This is a genomic window from Streptomyces sp. NPDC005393 (assembly GCF_040606675.1).
In the GTDB taxonomy this organism is placed as follows: domain Bacteria; phylum Actinomycetota; class Actinomycetes; order Streptomycetales; family Streptomycetaceae; genus Streptomyces.
The window spans coordinates 1-17,048 of record NZ_JBEXFG010000085.1; the positions used below are offsets into that span (position 1 = coordinate 1).

General features: G+C 71.3%; 12 protein-coding genes and 2 rRNA genes. 10 read left to right on the forward strand and 4 right to left on the reverse strand.

The window, feature by feature from the left end; translation table 11 throughout:
• Both ABZS71_RS34435 and rrf read left to right on the forward strand, forming a co-directional pair.
• A 23S ribosomal RNA gene (locus ABZS71_RS34435) occupies positions 1-284 on the forward strand; the annotation flags it as partial.
• A 71-nt stretch (positions 285-355) separates the two neighbouring features.
• Positions 356-472 (forward strand): 5S ribosomal RNA (rrf, locus tag ABZS71_RS34440).
• Between the two features lie 272 nt (positions 473-744).
• Here the strand turns inward: rrf and ABZS71_RS34445 are convergent.
• Entirely contained in the window at positions 745-2,019 is a 1,275-nt protein-coding gene (locus ABZS71_RS34445) for a hypothetical protein (RefSeq protein ID WP_356216509.1), read from the reverse strand.
• 149 nt (positions 2,020-2,168) lie between these two features.
• Between ABZS71_RS34445 and mtnA the strand changes: the two genes are divergently transcribed.
• The 7 genes from mtnA to ABZS71_RS34480 all read left to right on the forward strand — a co-directional run bounded on the left by mtnA (position 2,169) and on the right by ABZS71_RS34480 (position 10,952).
• Complete coding sequence (mtnA, locus tag ABZS71_RS34450; RefSeq protein ID WP_356216512.1) at positions 2,169-3,326, forward strand: S-methyl-5-thioribose-1-phosphate isomerase; 1,158 nt, start codon at positions 2,169-2,171, stop codon at positions 3,324-3,326.
• Positions 3,323-4,000 (forward strand): two-component system response regulator MtrA, encoded by a 678-nt coding sequence (gene mtrA / locus ABZS71_RS34455; RefSeq protein WP_355860049.1) that lies wholly within the window; start codon positions 3,323-3,325, stop codon positions 3,998-4,000. Before mtnA ends, mtrA begins: the two co-directional genes overlap by 4 nt.
• A gap of 112 nt (positions 4,001-4,112) precedes the next feature.
• The gene (gene mtrB, locus ABZS71_RS34460; RefSeq protein WP_356216516.1) at positions 4,113-6,026 is read left to right on the forward strand and encodes an MtrAB system histidine kinase MtrB; all 1,914 of its coding nucleotides are present in this window, start codon (positions 4,113-4,115) and stop codon (positions 6,024-6,026) included.
• Positions 6,016-7,944 (forward strand): LpqB family beta-propeller domain-containing protein, encoded by a 1,929-nt coding sequence (locus tag ABZS71_RS34465; protein WP_356216519.1) that lies wholly within the window; start codon positions 6,016-6,018, stop codon positions 7,942-7,944. The genes mtrB and ABZS71_RS34465 overlap by 11 nt, the downstream gene beginning before the upstream one ends.
• Before the next feature lie 133 nt (positions 7,945-8,077).
• Positions 8,078-8,959, forward strand: coding sequence for a ComF family protein (locus ABZS71_RS34470; protein ID WP_356216522.1), 882 nt, complete (start codon positions 8,078-8,080; stop codon positions 8,957-8,959).
• Positions 8,960-9,276: 317 nt separating this feature from the next.
• The gene (gene raiA, locus ABZS71_RS34475; protein ID WP_356216525.1) at positions 9,277-9,966 is read left to right on the forward strand and encodes a ribosome-associated translation inhibitor RaiA; all 690 of its coding nucleotides are present in this window, start codon (positions 9,277-9,279) and stop codon (positions 9,964-9,966) included.
• Positions 9,967-10,202: 236 nt separating this feature from the next.
• Positions 10,203-10,952 carry a response regulator transcription factor gene (locus tag ABZS71_RS34480; RefSeq protein WP_356216528.1) on the forward strand — a complete coding sequence of 250 codons (750 nt, stop codon included), beginning with the start codon at positions 10,203-10,205 and terminating at the stop codon, positions 10,950-10,952.
• Here the strand turns inward: ABZS71_RS34480 and ABZS71_RS34485 are convergent.
• Positions 10,945-12,129 carry a crosslink repair DNA glycosylase YcaQ family protein gene (locus ABZS71_RS34485; protein WP_356216531.1) on the reverse strand — a complete coding sequence of 395 codons (1,185 nt, stop codon included), beginning with the start codon at positions 12,127-12,129 and terminating at the stop codon, positions 10,945-10,947. The genes ABZS71_RS34480 and ABZS71_RS34485 overlap by 8 nt on opposite strands.
• A 71-nt stretch (positions 12,130-12,200) precedes the next feature.
• The gene (locus tag ABZS71_RS34490) at positions 12,201-12,809 is read right to left on the reverse strand and encodes a GNAT family N-acetyltransferase (protein ID WP_355860062.1); all 609 of its coding nucleotides are present in this window, start codon (positions 12,807-12,809) and stop codon (positions 12,201-12,203) included.
• Between the two features lie 252 nt (positions 12,810-13,061).
• On the opposite strand from ABZS71_RS34490, the gene secA reads away from it, so the two are divergent.
• Positions 13,062-15,914 (forward strand): preprotein translocase subunit SecA, encoded by a 2,853-nt coding sequence (gene secA, locus ABZS71_RS34495; protein WP_356216534.1) that lies wholly within the window; start codon positions 13,062-13,064, stop codon positions 15,912-15,914.
• 92 nt (positions 15,915-16,006) lie between these two features.
• Here the strand turns inward: secA and ABZS71_RS34500 are convergent, their stop codons facing one another.
• Entirely contained in the window at positions 16,007-16,366 is a 360-nt protein-coding gene (locus ABZS71_RS34500; RefSeq protein ID WP_356216537.1) for an Rv3235 family protein, read from the reverse strand.
• Positions 16,367-17,048: the final 682 nt, after the last annotated feature.

Here is a 17,048-nt window from a genome sequence, read left to right on the forward strand (position 1 = left end):
CGCTGTGCGCGTAGGAGTCTTGAGAAGGGCTGTCCCTAGTACGAGAGGACCGGGACGGACGAACCTCTGGTGTGCCAGTTGTCCTGCCAAGGGCACGGCTGGTTGGCTACGTTCGGGAGGGATAACCGCTGAAAGCATCTAAGCGGGAAGCCTGCTTCGAGATGAGGACTCCCACCCACTTGATGGGTTAAGGCCCCCAGTAGACGACTGGGTTGATAGGCCAGATATGGAAGCCGGGCAACCGGTGGAGTTGACTGGTACTAATAGGCCGAGGGCTTGTCCTCAGGTGCTCGCGTCCACTGTGTTGGTTCTGAAGTAACGAACCGTGTCTTTGTCCGGTTCAACTTCATAGTGTTTCGGTGGCCATAGCGTAAGGGAAACGCCCGGCAACATTCCGAACCCGGAAGCTAAGCCTTACAGCGCCGATGGTACTGCAGGGGGGACCCTGTGGGAGAGTAGGACGCCGCCGAACAATTATTAGCCTCGGTCCCGAGCACTCAGTGCTCGGGACCGAGGCTTTTTGCGTTCCACTGGATCGGATGTTCCACCGGATCGGGTGAAAAGGGCTGTGCGCCCTGGCGTGGCGAACGTGAGGGCGCACAGAGTTGTTGTGGGGCCGATGGGGCCTGCCCGTTGACGATAGGTCAACTGATCTTCAACTGGTCGTGAAAGCCTGACCAGACGGGGCAGGGGGAGGTGATGACCCGTATGGTGACGCATCGTCCGGTGAGGAGCATTGCCGCATCAGTTCCCGGAGGCCGAACCGACGGGCTCGTGGCCGGAGTCGTGCTCTTCCGTTCCGTATCCCTGCACCCCTGTGGCGCGGGCGAGTTCGAGGTCGAGGCCCTCGCGCCGGATTCGCTGGTCCATGTAGAGCAGGGCGGTCACCCCGGCGCTGATCGGGAAGGTGAGGGTCGAGCTGATGACCCCTCCGACACCGACGACGACCAGGAAGGTCCAGCCGACCGAGACGGATTTACCGGAAAGCCAGTCCATCGCGTTGTCCCCGCCGATCACCATTCCGACGAGGCTGGTCGGCACCTCGACGATGGCGCCGAGGATGAAGGCGACCACGACGGCGAGGAGTTGGACGCCGAAGACGCGCCACCACGCGCCGCGCACCAGCTTGGCGGAGCGGCGCAGGGCCGCCATGATCCCCTGCTTCTCCAGCATCAGCGCGGGGGCGGCGAGGCTGAAGCGGACCCAGAGCCAGACGGCGACGCCGGCCGCCGCGAGCCCCCCGAGGGAGGCAAGCGCCGCGCCTTCGCTGTCCACCCCTGCGGCGGCCAGCAGCAGACCCGGCGTCATACCCGCGGCGATGATGGCCACGGCGATGGCGGGGATCAGGAAGAGCAGCCCGCACAGCTGAAAGAGGTACGGCCGGGCGCCGCCCCAGGCCTCGCCGGGAGACACGGACCGGCCCAGAACCGCCCGCGCGGTGACCACGGTCAGCAGGGCGGTGGTGACGATGGTGCCGAGGACGCCGAGGAGCAGCGTGACTCCGCTGTCCCCGAGCGCGCTGGCGACGGCGCGCATCGCCTCGCCGGCGGTCGCGTCCGGGTCGTCGAGGGAGGGGGCCGCGGCTCCGCGGTTGTCCTTGAACCAGAGCCCGGTGGCGGCCGTGGCCAGGCCCTGGGTGACGACCGAGACGATCAGCGAGATGCCGAGGACCGTGCGCCAGTGGGCTCGCATGGTGGCCATCGCGCCGTCGAGGATCTCGATGACGCCGAGCGGCCGCAGCGGAATGACCCCGGGGCGGGGGGCGGGCGCCGGCTGTCGCCGGCCGGGCCCCCAGCCGCCGCCCGGCGCCGGTCCGGTCGGGCGAGCGGGGGGCGGCGTGGGGCCACCGGTGGGCGCGGTCCAGCGACCGGCGGGCGGCTGCCGCTGGGCCCACTTGGCGCCCCATACCGGCTGTTCCGGCACGGGCCGGGCGGCGGGTTCGCCCTGCTGCCGAGCATCGTGGTCCGGCTCGTCGGAAGGGGACGATCCGGGCGGGGCCCAGCCCGGAGAGTCGTTCATCGTCGCTCCGTTGGTTGTTCGTTGGCCGGCCGTGGACGGTCCGGCGGGCGGATGGCAGCCATCGTGCCACGGTGCGTTGCGCTCCGTAGGGGTCGCCGGGGGCCGCTGGGCACTTCAATAGACGGTGCCGCACAGGGCAGACTGGGCGGATGGTTGATCAGCATCCGGTATCCCCGGAAGGCTCCACACCCCCCGCTGCCTTCGCACTGCGCTGGGTGGAACCCCCGGGGGGGCCCGTCCTGGTGCTCCTCGACCAGACGCGGCTTCCCGCCGAGGAGGTCGACCTGGTGTGCACCGATGTGCCGGTGCTGGTGGAGGCGATCCGCTCGCTCGCCGTGCGTGGCGCCCCGCTGCTCGGGATCGCCGGGGCCTACGGTGTGGCGCTCGCCGCGGCCCGGGGCATCGATGTGGACGAGGCCGCCGAATCGCTCGCCCACGCCCGCCCCACAGCCGTCAACCTGGCCTATGGCGTCCGGCGGGCCACCGCCGCGTACCACGCGGCCGTCAGGGAGGATGCGGACGCGGCTCAGGCCGCCGCGGCCGCCCTCGCCGAGGCCCGCGCCCTGCACCGGGAGGACGCCGACGCAAGCGAGCGGATGGCGGCGCACGGCCGGGCGCTCCTCGATGAACTGCTGCCCGCGGGCGGCTTTCGGATACTCACCCACTGCAACACCGGCTCCCTGGTCTCCGGGGGAGAGGGCACCGCCCTCGCCGTGGTCAAGGCGGTGCACCGGAGCGGACGGCTGCGTCGGCTGTGGGTGAACGAGACCCGTCCGCTGCTCCAGGGGGCGCGGTTGACCGCGTACGAGGCGGTCCGCGCGGGCATGGCGTACACGCTGCTCACTGATAACGCGGCGGGTTCGCTGTTCGCGGCGGGCGAGGTGGATGCGGTCCTGATCGGCGCGGACCGGATAGCCGCGGACGGCTCGGTGGCCAACAAGGTGGGCAGCTATCCGCTCGCGGTGCTGGCCCGCTACCACCACGTTCCGTTCGTCGTGGTCGCCCCGACCACGACGGTGGATCCGGACACTCCCGACGGAGCCGCGATCGAGGTCGAACAGCGCCCCGGACACGAGGTGACAGACATCACAGTTCCCCATGGTCCGGTCGCTGGGGCTGAAGCGGCCACCGGAGTGCCCGTCGCGCCCCTGGGGACACAGGCCCACAATCCGGCATTCGACGTAACCCCACCGGAGTTGGTGACGGCGATCGTCACCGAGGACGGAGTCATCTCGCCGGTCACCGCGGACCGTATCGTCGAGCTGTGTGCCCGGTCACGATCGGGTAATGGGATGATGTCGATATGAAGGGACGCGTCCTTGTCGTCGACGACGACACCGCACTGGCAGAGATGCTTGGCATCGTGCTGCGCGGCGAAGGCTTTGAACCGTCGTTCGTGTCGGACGGCGACAGGGCTCTTGCCGCCTTCCGCGAGACCAAGCCCGATCTGGTGCTGCTCGATCTGATGCTGCCCGGACGGGACGGTATAGAGGTGTGCCGGCTGATCCGGGCCGAGTCCGGGGTGCCGGTGGTCATGCTCACGGCCAAGAGCGACACGGTCGATGTGGTGGTCGGGCTGGAGTCCGGTGCGGACGACTACATCGTCAAGCCGTTCAAGCCGAAGGAGCTGGTGGCCCGGATCAGGGCGCGGCTGCGGCGTTCCGAGGAGCCGGCGCCGGAGCAGCTGGCCATCGGCGATCTGGTGATCGATGTGGCCGGGCATTCGGTGAAGCGGGACGGCCAGTCGATAGCGCTGACCCCGCTGGAGTTCGATCTGCTGGTGGCGCTGGCCCGTAAGCCGTGGCAGGTGTTCACCCGCGAGGTGCTGCTGGAGCAGGTGTGGGGCTATCGGCATGCGGCCGATACCCGGCTGGTGAATGTGCATGTGCAGCGGCTGCGGTCCAAGGTCGAGAAGGACCCGGAGCGGCCGGAGATCGTGGTGACCGTGCGCGGTGTCGGCTACAAGGCCGGACCCAGCTGAGATGTCGGGCGGCGGTACGGCTCCGCGGTCCGGTGGTCCGGGGGGCGGGGTTCCGGAGGGCGCCCATGCGAGGCGGCCCGATCCGGCGGGTGAGATACCGCTGCTCCGGAGGTTGTGGAGTGGCGGGCATCTGCTGCCCGACGGGGCGTCCGGTGGGCCGGCCCACCCGTTGATCCGGCTGTTCGGACGGTGGGCGCGGCGTCCGCTGCTGCCCGCCGCCCGGCTGTGGCGGCGGAACATCCAGTTGCGGGTGGTGGCCACCACGCTGCTGATGTCGCTCGGTGTGGTGATCCTGCTCGGCCTGGTCGTCATCGGGCAGGTGCGCAACGGGCTGCTCGACGCCAAGCGGCATGCGGCGCAGGGGCAGGCCGTCGGCGGGTTCGAGGTGGCCGAGCAGGTGGCCGACCGTAAGAGCGACACCCGGGGCCAGGACGGGGCGGGGGCCGCCGGCCGGGGCACCCAGGACTCCGGCGCCTGGCTGAACGCGATGGTGGAGCAGCTCGCCAGCGGTGGCAAGGGCGCGTACTCGGTGGTGGCGCTCAGCTCCGACTCGGGCGAGACGCCCTATGTGGCCAGCCGTGGCCCGCGCGCCTCCGGTGACGTCAAGCCGGACAGCGTGCCCGCCGATCTGCGCAAGCAGGTGGACGAGGGCCGGACCGCGCCGTACGAGCGGTACGGGAAGATCGTGCACGCCGGTTCCGGCGATGCCGAGCCCGCGCTGATCATCGGCAAGCGTCTCGACGACAACAACGGCGACGCGTACCAGCTGTACTACCTCTTCCCCTTCACTCAGGAGGAGAAGTCGCTGAGCCTGGTCAAGGGCACGCTGGCGACGGCCGGGGTGTTCGTGGTCGTGCTGCTCGGCGCCATCGCCTGGGTGGTGGTCCGGCAGGTCGTCACGCCCGTACGGATGGCCGCGGGGATCTCCGAGCGGCTGGCCGCCGGTCTGCTCCAGGAGCGGATGAAGGTCACCGGCGAGGACGACATCGCCCGCCTCGGCGAGGCGTTCAACAAGATGGCGCAGAACCTCCAGCTCAAGATCCAGCAGCTGGAGGCGCTCTCCCGGATGCAGCGCCGTTTCGTCTCGGATGTCTCCCATGAGCTGCGCACCCCGCTGACGACCGTAAGGATGGCGGCGGACGTCATCCATGAGGCGCGCGAGGACTTCGATCCGGTCACCGCGCGCTCCGCCGAGTTGCTGTGGGGCCAGGTCGACCGCTTTGAGTCGCTGCTCGCCGAGCTGCTGGAGATCAGCCGGTTCGACGCCGGCGCGGCCGCTCTGGAGGCCGAGCCGATCGATCTGCGCGATGTGGTGAAGCGGGTCGTGGACGCGGCCGAGCCGCTCGCCGAGGCCAAGGACACCCGGATCCTGGTGCGGGGCGCCGAGGCGCCGGTGGTGGTGGAGGCGGACACCCGCCGGGTCGAGCGGGTGCTGCGCAATCTCGTGGTCAACGCCGTGGAGCACGGTGAGGGCCGGGATGTGGTCGTACGGCTCGCGGCGGCGGGCGGCGCGGTGGCCGTCGCGGTGCGGGACTACGGGGTCGGGCTCAAGCCCGGCGAGGCGACCCGGGTGTTCAACCGCTTCTGGCGGGCCGACCCGGCCCGTGCCCGTACGACGGGCGGCACCGGCCTTGGACTGTCGATCGCGGTGGAGGACGCGCGGCTGCACGGCGGCTGGCTGCAGGCGTGGGGAGAGCCGGGTGGCGGTTCGCAGTTCCGGCTGACGCTGCCGCGGGCCGCGGGCGATGTGCTGCGTGGCTCGCCGATCCCGCTGGAGCCCGAGGACTCCCGGCGCAACCGCCATCCGGGTGACGCGGGGGCGCGGCAGCCCGCTGCGGAGCGGCTGGCGGCGGTGCCCGTGCAGCCGCGGTCCCCGCTGCCGCCGGTCGACGCTACGGCGCCCTCGGCCGATCCGACAGCCCTGCCGGGCAACGGCGCGCGGGTGGTGCGCGGCGCCCCGGAGCCGCCGCCCGGCCGGCCGAAGACGACACAGAACGAAGGGGAGGGCCGCCCCCGTGGGCGCTGACCGTGCCGACCGCCACCGCTTCCGCCGCCAGGTCCCCTGGGGCGGCCCTGGCCGCTCCCGGGGCACTGAGAGCCCCGGCGGGCCCGGGAGCCTGCGCAGCCGGGTGCTGAGCACGCCGGCGCTGCTCGTCTGCGGCGCCCTGCTGCTGTCCGGCTGCGCCTCGATGCCCGACCAGGGCGATGTGCGGCGGGTCGACTCCTCGGCGCGCTCCGACGTCGATTCGCAGGTCCGGGTCTACGGGGTGAGCCCGGGCAAGGGCGAGCAGCCCGCGGAGCTGGTCTCCGGCTTCCTGGAGGCCACCACGAGCGACGAGGAGAACTTCGGCACGGCGAAGGAGTACCTGACCAAGGCCGCGGCCAAGGGCTGGGACCCGTTCGCGGCCACCACGGTGCTGGAAGAGGCGCCGGACGTACGGGTCGAGACCGATCCCGGCGACCGGGACGGCAACGGTAAGACGGTCGTGCTGTCGGGCAAGCGCATCGCCACGGTGGACGCCACGCACGCCTACCGGCCCGACGAGGCGCCGTACGAGGAGCGCATCCACCTCACCCTGAGCGGCTCGGAGTGGCGGATCGACGGGCCGCCGCCGGGTCTCGTCCTCGGTGAGTCCGACTTCCAGCGCATCTACCGCTCGGTCAACAAGTACTACTTCGCCGACCTGGGACCGGACGCCGAGGAATCGAGGGTCGGGGACAGCGTCCTGGTCGCCGACCCGGTCTATGTGCGGCGCCGTATCGACCCGGTCACCGCGACCGTCAAGGCGCTGCTGGACGGCCCGACGGGATGGCTGGACCCGGTGGTCAGCACCTCCTTCCCCGGCGGCACGGCGCTCGGCCGCCGTGGCGAGAAGCTCTCGCTGGACGACTCGAACGCGCTGAAGGTCCGGCTGAGCGGCCGGGCGGCCCATGTCAGCGGGGCGCGCTGCGCCCGGATGGCGGCCCAGACGCTGTTCACGGTCCAGGACCTGGGAGAGGGCTCGTCCGAGGTCAGCGGGGTGCGGCTGGAGCGGCAGGACGGCTCGGAGCTGTGCGCCCTGTCCAGCGACGCGGCGCGCTCCTATGCGCCGGACGGGGTCGAGGGCCATCCGCAGCATCAGTACTTCGTCGACTCCAAGCACCGGATGGTCCGGCTGTCCGACGACGAGGACGGGGCACAGGCCGTGCCGGGGGCGTTCGGCGCCGACGGCGCGGGCCTCGGGTCGGTGGCGGTCTCCCGCGACGAGCGGGACGCGGCGGGGGTCACGGCGGACGGCAGCGCGCTGTATGTGAGCGAGCTGGCGTCCGGCGCCGAGCGCGGCAAGCCGCGGCTGCGCAGCCAGGGCGGCAGCGCGGAGCACGGGCTGACGGCGCCGAGCTGGGACGGGCTGGGCGGTCTGTGGGTGGCCGACCGGGACCCGCAGCGGCCGCGGCTGCTGCGGCTGCGGGGTGGCACGAGCCCGGCGGACGAGGTGCGGCTGCCCAAGCTCGACGGCGGCCGGATCACGGCGCTGCGGGTCTCCGCGGACGGCGCTCGGATCGCGATGCTGGTCAAGCGCGCCGGGCACACCACGCTGCGGCTCGGCCGGATCGAGCGGCAGGGCACCGCGGCCTCCCCGAAGCTGTCGGTGCGGAAGCTGCACGCGATCGCGCCGAAGCTGCAGGACGTCGACACCGTCTCCTGGGCGGGCGACAGCCGGCTGGTGGTCGCGGGCCGGGAGTCGGACGGGGTACAGCAGCTGCAGTACGTGGAGACGGACGGCTCGCCCGCGAACGTACCGGAGGTACCCGGCCCGAGCGGTGTGGAGGCGGTGGCCGCCTCGGAGGACCAGACCCGGCCGCTGATCGCCGAGACCAGGGAGAACGGCATCGTGCGGCTGCGGCCGAACACGGACTGGAAGACCGTGGACGAGGACGGATCGGCGCCGGTCTACCCGGGCTAGGCCCCTGTACGGGGCCGATTGGGCTGGGGCCCGTGCTGGGCGAGCCCTCAGCCCGGGGCGGCCGGTTGTCCACATGTGCGCGGTTATCCACAGGGGGTGGCGCGCGGGCCCGGCCGCCGGGAGAGTGGTGGCCATGCGGAGCTGGTGGCAGGAGATCGCGGATCTGGTGCTGCCGGCCGACTGCGCGGGGTGCGGTCGGCCGGGCGGCACCCTGTGCGACCGGTGTCGGGAGGCGCTGCGCGGGTCCGGGGCGCGCCGGGTGCTGCCGAGCCCGGTGCCGCCGGGGCTGCCGGTGGTCCATGCGGCGGTGGAGTACGCGGACGAGGCCCGCGCGGTGCTGCTCGCGCACAAGGAGCGGGGAGTGCTGCGGCTGGCGTGGCCGCTGGGTGAGGCGCTGGCGGGGGCGGTGCGGGCGGTGTGCGGAGCTCGGCCTGCCCTGGCGGGTGAGGCGAAGGGGCGCGTCGCTGTCGAAAGGGAGAGCGAGCGCAGGCCGCGAGGGCTCTCATCGATATGCGGCTACCGCCGCACGGGCGGCCGAGCACGGTCGACCGTCGACAGGGGGCAGCCCCGGCCGAAGGCTGGGGGAGGCTTGAGCGCCCCGGAGGCGAACCGAGCACTGGGAAAGCCATTGCTGCTGGTGCCGGTGCCATCGGCGCGGCGTGCGGTGGGGGCGCGGGGTCATGACCCGGCCCGGCGGATCGCGCTCGCGGCGGCGGGTGTGCTGCGGGGCGGCGGCCGCCCTGTGAGGGTCCCGGCGGTGCTGCGGCAGCTGCGCCGGGTGACCGATCAGTCGGGGCTGGGCGCGCGGCAGCGCCGGGCGAATGTGTCAGGGGCGTTGGGGGTGGTACCCGGGGGCGATCGGCTGCTGGCGGCGGGCCCGGTGGTGCTGGTGGACGATCTGATGACGACAGGGGCGTCGCTCGCGGAGGCCGCGCGGGCGGTAACGGCGGCCGGTGGGCGGGTCGCGGGGGCCGCTGTGGTGGCCGCATCCCTGGTTCGTATCAATCGGAACTGAATACGAAGCTGCATCGTTGCAGGTGGTAAGGGCAGCAAAGCACCTGATCGGAGGTACGTGTCGGTAGGGGGTGCCGACACCCGTCCGGGCGAGCTATGTTCGGTTGTGAGGAATGGCGAGTGCTATGACTCGTAAATCCGCTTGGCGTGTTTTGCCTGCATTCTCGTGAGCCTTGAAACAAATGGGGTGGCGATCTTCCCCGTGGGAAGGAGGAGCTGAAAGCCGCCAAGCCGGTGGCTCCGGAAGACCCCGGAGCCTGGTGCACAAGGGATGAAGCTCCGCCAGTGAGCCGGAGCTACCCGGGAACGGAGTTCTGCGTGGACATCGTCGTCAAGGGCCGTAAAACAGAGGTGCCCGAGCGGTTCCGGAAGCACGTGGCCGAGAAGCTGAAGCTGGACAAGATCCAGAAGCTCGACGGCAAGGTGATCAGCCTCGACGTCGAGGTGTCCAAAGAGCACAACCCGCGCCAGGCCGACCGCGCGGACCGAGTGGAGATCACCCTTCGCTCGCGCGGCCCGGTGATCCGGGCAGAGGCCTCGGCGGCCGATCCGTACGCAGCGCTGGACCTGGCTGCAGGCAAGCTGGAAGCGCGGATGCGAAAGGAGCACGACAAGCGGCATACGCGCCGTGGCAACGATCGCATTCCGGCCAGCGATGTGGCCATCACCGTCCCCAACGCGGCGCGCATCAACGGGCATGGCGAGATCGCCGCCCAGCGCACGGCGGACACCGTCCCCACCACCAGGATGGGACCCCTGGAAGTACAGGGCGAGGGCCCCCTGGTGGTCCGGGAGAAGACCCACGCCGCGGCCCCGATGACGCTCGACCAGGCGCTCTACGAGATGGAGCTGGTCGGGCATGACTTCTACCTGTTCGTCGACTCCGACACCAATCAGCCGAGCGTCGTCTATCGGCGGCATGGCTATGACTATGGAGTGATTCATCTTCAGCCGGAGGCGTTCGTCGGCGAGGAGCCCGGCGGCGCCGGCGGTGCGCTCGGCGGCTGACCGGCCAACCGCGGAGCGAGCCGCATAGGCAGGAGGAGGTGCCCCGGGGCGCCCATGCGCCCCCCGGGGCACCTCTGTGCGACCACCGGGGGACTACGGCGGGACCACTCGCCGTCCGGGCATGAAATCATGGCCCAGCGGCCAACCGGCGTGGCGAGAGGACCGGTTGATGCCGTACAGCACCGTGCACCACAGTGTGCAGACCGCAAGGGCCATGGCCTTCAGGGGGAGGAACGATGGCGGACAGCTTCGGGCCCGTGTCCGACGATGGCGATGCCCAAGGCGTCAGTCCGGACAGGGGCGAGCCGCGCGGGGAACCGCGCAAGGAGCCGATTCGGGTCCTCGTAGTGGACGACCACGCGCTCTTCCGGCGTGGATTGGAGATCGTCCTGGCCCAGGAGGAGGACATTCAGGTCGTCGGCGAGGCGGGGGACGGAGCCGAGGCCGTGGACAAGGCGGCGGATCTGCTGCCGGACATCGTCCTGATGGACGTGCGCATGCCCAAGCGCGGTGGGATCGAGGCCTGTACCTCCATCAAGGAGGTGGCACCCAGTGCCAAGATCATCATGCTGACGATCAGCGACGAAGAGGCCGATCTCTACGACGCGATCAAGGCGGGTGCCACGGGCTATCTGCTCAAGGAGATCTCGACCGATGAGGTCTCGACCGCCATCCGGGCGGTGGCCGACGGGCAGTCCCAGATCAGCCCGTCGATGGCGGCCAAGCTCCTCACCGAGTTCAAGTCGATGATCCAGCGCACCGACGAGCGGCGGCTGGTGCCCGCGCCCCGGCTCACCGAGCGCGAGCTGGAGGTGCTCAAGCTCGTCGCCACCGGCAAGAACAACCGCGACATCGCCAAGGAGCTGTTCATCAGCGAGAACACCGTGAAGAACCATGTGCGCAACATCCTGGAGAAGTTGCAGCTGCACTCCAGGATGGAGGCCGTGGTCTATGCGATGCGGGAGAAGATCCTCGAGATCAGGTGACCGCCGCGGTGAGTGGCGCCGCGAGCTCCGGGCGGTCGACGCGCTCGATCCGCACGGAGTCGCACCCCACCCACCCGGCCGCCTCTCGCAGCGCCTCCGCCATGGGGGCCACGGCCTTGGCTGACTCCAGGGACACCTGCCGGGCGACCAGGGTCCTCCCCTCGCGGGCCGGGTCGACCCGGCCCAGCAGCCGCCCGCCCGACAGCAGCGGCATGGCGAAGTAGCCGTAGACGCGCTTGGGCCGGGGCACATACGCCTCCAGCCGGTGGGTGAAGCCGAAGATCCGCTCGGTGCGCGCCCGGTCCCATATCAGTGAGTCGAAGGGCGACAGCAGCGTGGTGCGATGCCACCCGCGCGGCGGGGTGGCCAGCGCCTCCGGGTCCGCCCAGGCCGGTGGGGACCAGCCCGCCACCGCCACCGGCACCAGCCCCGAGTCAGCGATCACCGCGTCGACCTGCTCGCCCTTGAGCCGGTGGTAGTCGGCGATGTCCGCGCGGGTGCCCACCCCCAGCGACTGCCCCGCCAGCCGGACCAGCCGCCGCAGACACTCCGTGTCGTCCAGATCGTCATGGAGCAGCGCGTCCGGCACGGCGCGCTCCGCCAGGTCGTACACCCGCTTCCAGCCGCGCCGCTCGGCGCACACCACCTCGCCGAACATCAGCGCCCGCTCGACCGCGACCTTCGCCGCCGACCAGTCCCACCACGGCCCGCCGTTCTTGGCGCCGCCCAGCTCCGTCGCGGTCAGCGGGCCCTCGGCGCGCAGCCGCTTCACCACCGTCTCGTACGCCCCGTCCGGCAGCTCGTGATTCCAGTGCGGACGGGTGCGGTAGGCGCGGCGCCGGAAGGCGAAGTGCGGCCACTCCTCGATCGGCAGCACACAGGCGGCGTGCGACCAGTACTCGAAGGCGTGGGTGCCGGTCCAGTACGCCGCTTCGACCGCTTCGCGCCCGACCGCGCCCAGCCGTGCGTACGGAATCAGCTCATGCGAGCGGGCCAGCACCGAGATCGTGTCCAGCTGGACCGCGCCCAGATGGCGCAGTACGCCCCGCACCCCGCCGCGCCGGTCCGGCGCGCCCAGCAGCCCCTGCGCGCGCAGCGCGATCCGGCGCGCCTCGTCGGCGGACAGGGTGATTTCTGGCGTGCGGTCCACGGTGGACCCGGGCGCGGGATTCGTCATGCGCGCCACCGTAGTGGCCGCCACTGACAAGCCCCCGGACCGGCGGCCCGGCATCCGGCCGGGACCGGCTCTCAGACGGCCGGCACCTGGTCCGGAACCTCGGCCGGCAGATACGGCGTGGTCGACGGCAGCCCCCAGTCCGAGGGCAGCAGCGAGCCCCGCCAGGCGTCCCGCCGCGTCCCCTGGTGGACGATCCGCGCCCGGTCCGTGCCCTCCATCCGGAAGCCCGCCCCGAGCGCGACCGCGCGCGAGCCCTCGTTCCCGGCCTCGGCGCACCACTCCAGCCGCTCCACCCCCAGCCGGGTGAACGCCCACTCGATCACGGCCCGTGCCGCCTCGCCCGTGTATCCGCGCCGCCGGTGCTCCCGTACCGTCCAGTAGCCCAGCTCGGCCTGGTGCTCGGCGGTGCGCAGCTGGGCCAGCCGTACCAGCCCCATCGCCCCGACGAGGACGCCGTCACGCTTGGTGACCACCGCGAAGTCATAGGTGATGTCATCGCGCCAGTGCTCCGCGCAGATCCGTCCGGTGAGGTCCTCCGCGTGCGCGCGCTCGTACGGAGAGGGCACGGTGGTCCAGCGCTGGATGTCCGGGTCCTGACAGGCGGCGTGGACGGCGTCCGCGTCCGAGGGCCGGAAGGGGCGCAGGGTGAGGCGCTCGGTGGTGAGGGTGACAGGCTCCATGCGTCCCGAGTCTGCGTCGACGCCGTCACGCAGCGCGAGCGGTTTTGCCGAATTGCCGAAGCGGATGGGCACCCGGGGGGCCTCTCGCGCGTTGACACAGTGGAGGTGACACCAGGCCCGCGTAGTGACGGACCTCCCGGCATGGCGGGGTCTGTCTTACGATGGCCGTTGCGGCGGGGCCTGCGCCCCTTGACAATGCCGCCCCAGCGCACCCCGACCGTGCCAGGCCCGACCGGCAAGGAGCCAGCCTACGTGTCCGTCCTCAACAAGCTCATGCGTGCAGGCGAAGGAAAGATCCTGCGCAAGCTGCACCGCATCGCGGACCAGGTCAATTCCATCGAAGAGGATTTCTTGAGCCTCTCCGACGCCGAGCTGCGCGCCCTCACCGACGAGTACAAGCAGCGGTACGCGGACGGTGAGAGCCTCGACGACCTGATGCCCGAAGCGTTCGCCACGGTGCGCGAGGCGGCCAAGCGGGTGCTCGGCCAGCGCCACTACGACGTCCAGCTGATGGGCGGTGCGGCGCTCCACCTCGGGTATGTCGCCGAGATGAAGACCGGTGAGGGCAAGACCCTCGTCGGCACCCTGCCCGCGTATCTGAACGCGCTGTCCGGCAAGGGCGTCCATCTGATCACGGTCAATGACTACCTGGCCGAGCGTGACTCCGAGTGGATGGGCCGGGTGCACAAGTTCCTCGGCCTCGAGGTCGGCTGCATCCTCGCCAATATGACCCCGGCGCAGCGCCGCGAGCAGTACGCGTGCGACATCACCTACGGCACCAACAACGAGTTCGGCTTCGACTATCTGCGCGACAACATGGCGTGGTCGCAGGACGAGCTGGTGCAGCGCGGTCATAACTTCGCGATCGTCGACGAGGTCGACTCGATCCTCGTCGACGAGGCCCGTACGCCGCTGATCATCTCCGGCCCGGCCGACCAGGCCACCAAGTGGTACGGCGACTTCGCCAAGCTGGTCACCCGCCTGTCCAGGGGCGAGGCCGCCGATCTCCAGAAGGGCAAGGAGGAGACCGGGGACTACGAGGTCGACGAGAAGAAGCGCACCGTCGCCATCCATGAGTCCGGCGTCACCAAGGTCGAGGACTGGCTGGGCATCGACAACCTGTACGAGTCCGTCAACACCCCGCTGGTCGGCTACCTCAACAATGCCATCAAGGCCAAGGAGCTCTTCAAGAAGGACAAGGACTACGTCGTCATCGACGGCGAAGTCATGATCGTCGACGAGCACACCGGCCGTATCCTCGCCGGCCGCCGCTACAACGAGGGCATGCACCAGGCGATCGAGGCGAAGGAAGGGGTGGACATCAAGGACGAGAACCAGACGCTCGCCACGATCACCCTGCAGAACTTCTTCCGCCTCTACGACAAGCTCTCCGGTATGACCGGTACGGCGATGACCGAGGCCGCCGAGTTCCACCAGATCTACAAGCTCGGGGTCGTCCCGATCCCGACCCACCGCCCCCTCGTCCGCCTCGACCAGTCCGACCTGATCTACCGCACCGAGGTGGCGAAGTTCGACGCGGTCGTCGACGACATCGCCGAGAAGCACCAGAAGGGCCAGCCGGTCCTGGTCGGCACCACCTCCGTGGAGAAGTCCGAGTACCTCTCGCAGCAGCTCGCCAAGCGCGGCATCCCGCACGAGGTGCTCAACGCCAAGCAGCACGACCGAGAGGCGCAGATCGTCGCCCAGGCCGGCCGTAAGGGCTCCGTCACCGTCGCGACGAACATGGCGGGCCGCGGCACCGACATCAAGCTCGGCGGCAACCCCGACGACCTCGCCGAGGCCGAGCTGCGTCAGCGCGGTCTGGACCCGCTGGAGCACCCCGAGGAGTGGGCGGCCGGGCTGCCCGCCGCCCTGGAGAAGGCCGAGGCCGCGGTCAAGGCCGAGTTCGAAGAGGTCAAGGAGCTCGGCGGGCTGTATGTGCTGGGCACCGAGCGCCATGAGTCGCGCCGGATCGACAACCAGCTGCGCGGCCGCTCCGGCCGTCAGGGCGACCCCGGCGAGTCCCGCTTCTACCTCTCCCTCGGCGACGACCTGATGCGGCTGTTCAAGGCGCAGATGGTCGAGCGCGTGATGGCCATGGCGAACGTGCCGGACGATGTGCCGATCGAGAACAAGATGGTCACGCGGGCCATCGCGTCCGCCCAGTCGCAGGTCGAGCAGCAGAACTTCGAGACCCGTAAGAACGTTCTGAAGTACGACGAGGTGCTGAACCGGCAGCGCGAGGTCATCTACGGCGAGCGCCGTCGCGTCCTGGAGGGCGAGGACCTGCAGGAGCAGATCGGCCACTTCATGGACGACACCATCGACGCCTACATCCAGGCCGAGACGGTCGAGGGCTTCGCGGAGGAGTGGGACCTGGACCGGCTGTGGGGCGCCTTCCGGCAGCTCTACCCGGTGAAGGTGACCGTCGAAGAGCTGGAGGAGGCGGCCGGCGACCGCGCCGGGATCACCGCCGAGTTCATCGCGGAGTCCATCAAGGACGACATCCACGAGCAGTACGCCGCGCGTGAGGAGCAGCTGGGCTCCGAGATCATGCGTGAGCTGGAGCGGCGGGTCGTGCTGTCCGTCCTCGACCGCAAGTGGCGCGAGCACCTCTACGAGATGGACTACCTCCAGGAGGGCATCGGGCTGCGCGCGATGGCCCAGAAGGACCCGCTGGTCGAGTACCAGCGCGAGGGCTTCGACATGTTCCAGGCCATGATGGACGGAATCAAGGAGGAGTCCGTCGGCTACCTGTTCAACCTGGAGGTCCAGGTCGAGCAGCAGGTCGAGGAGGTCCCGGTCGAGGCGGCGGAGGACAAGGCCGCGCTGGCGGCGGACCTCCAGGACGCGGTGCCGGCGGGCGCGTCGTCCCAGGCTCCGGGTGCCGCGGGCCGTCCGGAGATCCGCGCCAAGGGCCTGGACACCCCGCAGCGGCCGGACCGGCTGCACTTCTCCGCCCCGACGGTGGACGGCGAGGGCGGCATCGTGGAGGGCGACTTCACCAACGGTGACACGCCGCCGGCGCCGCGGTCGGAGGCCGATGGGCTGACGCGGGCGGAGCGGCGTAAGGCCAACAAGGGTGGCCGCCGCCGCAAGAAGTAAAGGCGTCTGTACGTCCGAGCGTTTGTAGCGTTTGTGGCGTTTGTACGGGCCGGGTCACCGCGGATATGCGCGGGACCCGGCCCGTTGCGTTGTCATCCGAGTGGCCCGAGGTCGAACGCGGCGCACCGCCAGCGGGCGTCGGCGCCGAGCTCCAGCCGGAAGGCGAGCGCGCTGAGCCGTTCGCCGGAGGCGATCCGGGCGAACGCCTCGATGACCCCGTGGCGCGGCTGGTACTCGCCGCAGCGCCGTACGACGGGCGCGCTGGAGCGGCCGTCGGCGGGGCGCAGCGGGGCGCGGGGCGCGAGCGCGATGAGCTGGTCGTAGGCGGCCGGGAGGGCGTGTCCGAGCAAGGTGTGGACGGGGCGCTGGCCGCTGAGGGTGAGCAGCAGCCGGTTGGCGAACCAATACCGCGGCAGCCGCTCCCGCTGCCTGCGCAGGGCGCCGGCAGGCACGGCCCGTGGCACGGGGCCGGTGGCGGCGGGTACGGCTTGCGGTACGGGGTGCGGTGCGGGACTGGTGGTGGCGGGTCGTCGGGGGTCCCGCCGCCCCGGCGGCCCGCTGCGCCTCGCCGCCACGGCGCGCGCTGCGGGGTCGGTGGTGGCGGGTACGGCGTGTGCTGCCGGGTCGGTGGCGGTGGGTACGGCGCGTGGTGCGGGGCCGGGGGTGCCCGGCCGTGGGGAGTCCGGCCGCCCCGGGGGCCTGTTGCGCCCCGTCACGGCGTGTGCTGCCGGGCCGGTGGAGGCGGGCGCGGGGCGTGGTGCGGGGCCAGCGGTGGCGGGCGCGGGGTGCGGCATGGGGTCGGTGGCGGCGGGCGCGGGGCGTGGTGCGGGGCCAGCGGTGGCGGGCGCGGGGTGCGGCACGGGGTCGGTGGTGGCGGGCACGGCGTGTGCTGCCGGGTCGGTGGCGGCGGGTACGGCGCGTGGTGCGGGATCGGTGGCGGTGGGTACGGCGCGTGGTGCGGGGCCGGGGGTGCCCGGCCGTGGGGAGTCCGGCCGCCCCGGGGTCCTGCTGCGCCCCGTCAGGGCGTGCGCGGCCGGGCCGCACCAGCTCGTGGGCGGTCTGCGGGCGTCGATGGGCTATGTCGGCTCGGCGAACGTGGCGGAGCTGAAGGAGAAGGGCCGCTTTGTGCGGATC

Excerpts from the sequence above, each read along its gene's own strand:
- mtnA (WP_356216512.1), top strand. The coding sequence starts at position 2,169 with ATGGTTGATCAGCATCCGGTATCCCCGGAAGGCTCCACACCCCCCGCT.
- ABZS71_RS34480 (WP_356216528.1), top strand. The coding sequence starts at position 10,203 with ATGGCGGACAGCTTCGGGCCCGTGTCCGACGATGGCGATGCCCAAGGC.
- ABZS71_RS34485 (WP_356216531.1), bottom strand. The coding sequence starts at position 12,129 with ATGACGAATCCCGCGCCCGGGTCCACCGTGGACCGCACGCCAGAAATC.
- ABZS71_RS34470 (WP_356216522.1), top strand. The coding sequence starts at position 8,078 with ATGCGGAGCTGGTGGCAGGAGATCGCGGATCTGGTGCTGCCGGCCGAC.
- ABZS71_RS34445 (WP_356216509.1), bottom strand. The coding sequence starts at position 2,019 with ATGAACGACTCTCCGGGCTGGGCCCCGCCCGGATCGTCCCCTTCCGAC.
- ABZS71_RS34490 (WP_355860062.1), bottom strand. The coding sequence starts at position 12,809 with ATGGAGCCTGTCACCCTCACCACCGAGCGCCTCACCCTGCGCCCCTTC.
- mtrA (WP_355860049.1), top strand. The coding sequence starts at position 3,323 with ATGAAGGGACGCGTCCTTGTCGTCGACGACGACACCGCACTGGCAGAG.